Source organism: Actinomycetota bacterium, assembly GCA_030776725.1.
Taxonomy (GTDB): domain Bacteria; phylum Actinomycetota; class Nitriliruptoria; order Nitriliruptorales; family JAHWKO01; genus JAHWKW01.
Genome location: JALYHG010000046.1, coordinates 1 through 3,159, shown reverse-complemented (window position 1 = coordinate 3,159; position 3,159 = coordinate 1). Strand labels below are relative to the sequence as shown.

The 3,159-nt window shown below is 72.5% G+C and carries 4 protein-coding genes; all 4 read left to right on the top strand.

What is annotated here, in order from left to right:
* On the top strand, nucleotides 1-1,337 hold a 1,337-nt coding region (gene ccsA, locus M3N57_01775), incomplete at its 5' end, for a cytochrome c biogenesis protein CcsA (protein ID MDP9021434.1).
* On the top strand, nucleotides 1,330-1,806 hold the full coding sequence (locus M3N57_01770) for a cytochrome c-type biogenesis protein CcmH (GenBank protein MDP9021433.1): 477 nt from the start codon (nucleotides 1,330-1,332) through the stop codon (nucleotides 1,804-1,806). The genes ccsA and M3N57_01770, both read left to right, overlap by 8 nt.
* Nucleotides 1,803-2,576: a hypothetical protein gene (locus M3N57_01765; GenBank protein MDP9021432.1), complete on the top strand. Its 774-nt coding sequence runs from the start codon at nucleotides 1,803-1,805 to the stop codon at nucleotides 2,574-2,576. Before M3N57_01770 ends, M3N57_01765 begins: the two co-directional genes overlap by 4 nt.
* The coding region (locus M3N57_01760) for a redoxin domain-containing protein (protein ID MDP9021431.1) at nucleotides 2,573-3,159 on the top strand (587 nt) is incomplete at its 3' end. The genes M3N57_01765 and M3N57_01760, both read left to right, overlap by 4 nt.

Below are 3,159 nucleotides of genomic sequence, written 5' to 3'. Positions count from 1 at the left end.
TCCTGACCGCCGGGATCGTGTTCGGCGCCTGGTGGTCCTACGAGGTGCTCGGCTGGGGTGGTTACTGGGCGTGGGATCCGGTGGAGAACGCGTCGCTGCTGCCGTGGCTGACGGCCACCGCCTTCATGCACTCGGCGGTCGCGCAGCGGCGCCGTGGCGTCCTGCAGGCCTGGAACATCTCCCTGATCGTCGCGACGTTCGCCCTCACCATCTTGGGCACGTTCCTGACCCGGTCCGGCGTGGTCAGCTCCGTGCACAGCTTCACCCAGTCGGCCGTGGGCCCCGTGCTGCTGGCCTTCCTCGCCGTCGTGCTCGTCGCTTCGCTGGCGTTGTTCGCCGCTCGGGCGCACCTCATCGCGTCAACCCCGCGCCTGGAGTCGATCGCTAGCCGCGAAGGCGCCTTCCTCGTCAACAACCTCCTGCTGGCGGTGTTCACGTTCGTCGTGCTCATCGGCACGACCTACCCGGTGCTGGTCGAGGCAGCCAGCGGCGCGCAGCTGTCGGTGGGTCGACCGTTCTTCGATCGGTTCACCGTCCCGATCGCGTTCGCGCTGCTGTTGACCATGGGGGTGGGGCCGCTGCTGCCGTACCGCGTCGCAGCCGGTTCGCTCGTGCGTGAACGGCTGCGCATCCCGGTCCTCGCCGGGCTCGCTGGGGCCGCCGTGCTGGCGTTCACCGCAGGCGTCGCGTCGGTCGTGGTGGTCGGCGGGTTCGCCGCAGCGGTCCTGGCCGCCGTCGCCCGGCAGCTGGCAGCAGCGGCGGCACGCCATCCCGCTGGCGGGCACGTCGCGGTGGTGCGCGTGCTGCGCGGCAACCCCGGGTACTGGGGCGGTCAGATTTCCCACGTGGGGGTGGCGCTGATGGCGTTCGCGATCGCCCTGTCGGGGGGGTTGGCGGAGCGGTCGACGGTGACGCTCACGCAGGGAGGTTCGGCGCACTTCGCCGGCTTCGAGCTTCACCTCGACGAGATCGCCCGCTGGGAAGAGCCCCACCGGTCGGTGGTCGCGGCTCGGGTCGACGTGTCGCGGGGCGGCACCCCGGCGGGGATGCTGGAGCCGCGGATCAACGAGTACCGCCAACGCGCCCAGCCGATCGGGACCCCGTCGGTGCGCTCCACGTTCGCCGGTGACCTGTACGCGTCGGTCGCCGCGATGGGCACCGACGAGGTGACCGTCAACCTCTACCGCTACCCGCTGCAATGGATGCTGTGGATCGGCGGCGTGGTGGTCGCCGCCGGGGGGTTGTGGGCGTTGATCGGCGGCCGCCGGCGGCGCGACCCCGCGCCCACCCACACCCGTGTCGCCGAGGCGAGCCAGAAGGTGGGCACCCGTGCCTGACCGCATCCGGCGGCTGGCGACGACCGGTGCGGCGCTCGTGCTGGCGGCTGGCATCGTCGTCGGCCTGCTCACCGCCGACGCGCGTGAACCAGACCGGGTGCACGAGCTCGCGTCGCAGCTGCGCTGCCCCGTCTGTCAGAGCGAGTCCGTCGCCGACTCCCCGTCCGAGACCGCCCGCCAGATGCGGGCACGCATCGCGGAGCTCGTCGCCGACGGCCGGTCCGACGCCGAGGTGCTCCAAGAGTTCGTCGACGGCTACGGGCAGTGGATCCTCCTCGAGCCGCCCTTCAGCCGGTCCAGCGCGCTGTTGTGGGTCCTGCCCGGGGCGGTGCTCATCACCGGGATCCTCGTCGTGGCCCGCGTCACGTCGCGCCGCCGCCGGCCGCAGGTGGAGCTGACGCCCGATCGACGCGCGGCGGTAGCGCGTGCACTCGCCGAGCTCGACGACGGCGAACAGGGCGTGCGATGAGCGCCGGCACCAGGCGTCTGGAGGAGCGCAAGCGGCAGGCGCTGCGTGACCTCGCCGACGTCGAACGTCAGGTCGCCGACGGCGAGATCGACCCGGTCACCGCCACCGCCCTCCGCGAGCTGTACACGGGCGAGGTCGCCGAGGCCCTCGACGCGCTCGACGCCGCCGCCGAGGAGACACCGCCGGCGCGAGGTCCGGTCGCCACCGACCGCCGCCGGCGACGCTGGATGACCGGCGGGGTGCTGGTGGCCGCAGTCGCCACGACGGCGCTCGCGGTGCCACGCTTCGCGCTCGATCGGCCCGACGGCGGTTTCGTCACCGGCACGCAGGTGGGCAGCCCCGACGTCGCGGCCATCCCGATCGAGGCGCTGGAGGAGGTCGTCGCCGACAACCCCGGCGTGGTCGGGATGCGCCTGCTGCTCGCCGACCGCTACCTCGCCGAGGACGACCTGGCAGCGGCGTTCGAGCACTACCGGGCGGTGCTCGACATCGAACCCCACCCCAAGGCCCTCGCCAGGACCGGGTGGCTGGTGTTCCTCGACGGTCAGGTCGACCTCGCCGAGCAGCTGCTCGACGCCAGCCTGCAACGCGAACCCGACGACATCGAGACGCTGTGGCTGAGCGCGTACGTGGCCCTGCACGGACGCGGCGACGCCGCTGCGGCCGCCGCGATCGCCGAGGAACTCCTCACCCGCGACGACCTCGGCGGCGACAACCGCGCGGTCGTCGAAGCGCTGCTGGCCCAGGCGCGGCAGGAGCAGGGACGGTGACCGACGGGTCGCTGAAGCGAAACCACGCCGACGACGGCGAACCTCCGGTCGAGGGGGTCGACTCCGGCGTGCGCTGGCCCCGGTGGTTGGCCCTGGGCGGTGTTTTCCTGACCATCGCCGTGGCCGCCGCCTTCGGCACCCGCTTCGGCACCGACCCGACCACCGTCGACTCCCCGCTGATCGGTCGCCCCGCCCCAGACGTCACGTTGCCCTACCTGGAACGCGACGGCGAACTGGCGCTCGCGGACCTGCGTGGACAGGTCGTGGTCGTCAACTTCTGGGCGTCCTGGTGCGTCCCCTGCCGCGAGGAGCACGCCGACCTCGTCGCCGCCGCCGCTGCCTACGAAGACCGCGGTGTCACGTTCCTCGGCATCGTCTACCAGGACCGCCGCGAGCAAGCGATCGCCTTCCTCGACGAGCTCGGGCGGGGCTACGCCCACCTGGAAGACCCGGGCTCACGCGCGGCCATCGCGTTCGGCCTGTTCGGCATACCCGAGACGTTCTTCATCGACGCCGACGGCGTCGTGGCGGCGAAGGTCCTCGGCAAGACGGACTACCCCACACTCAGCGCGACCCTGGACGC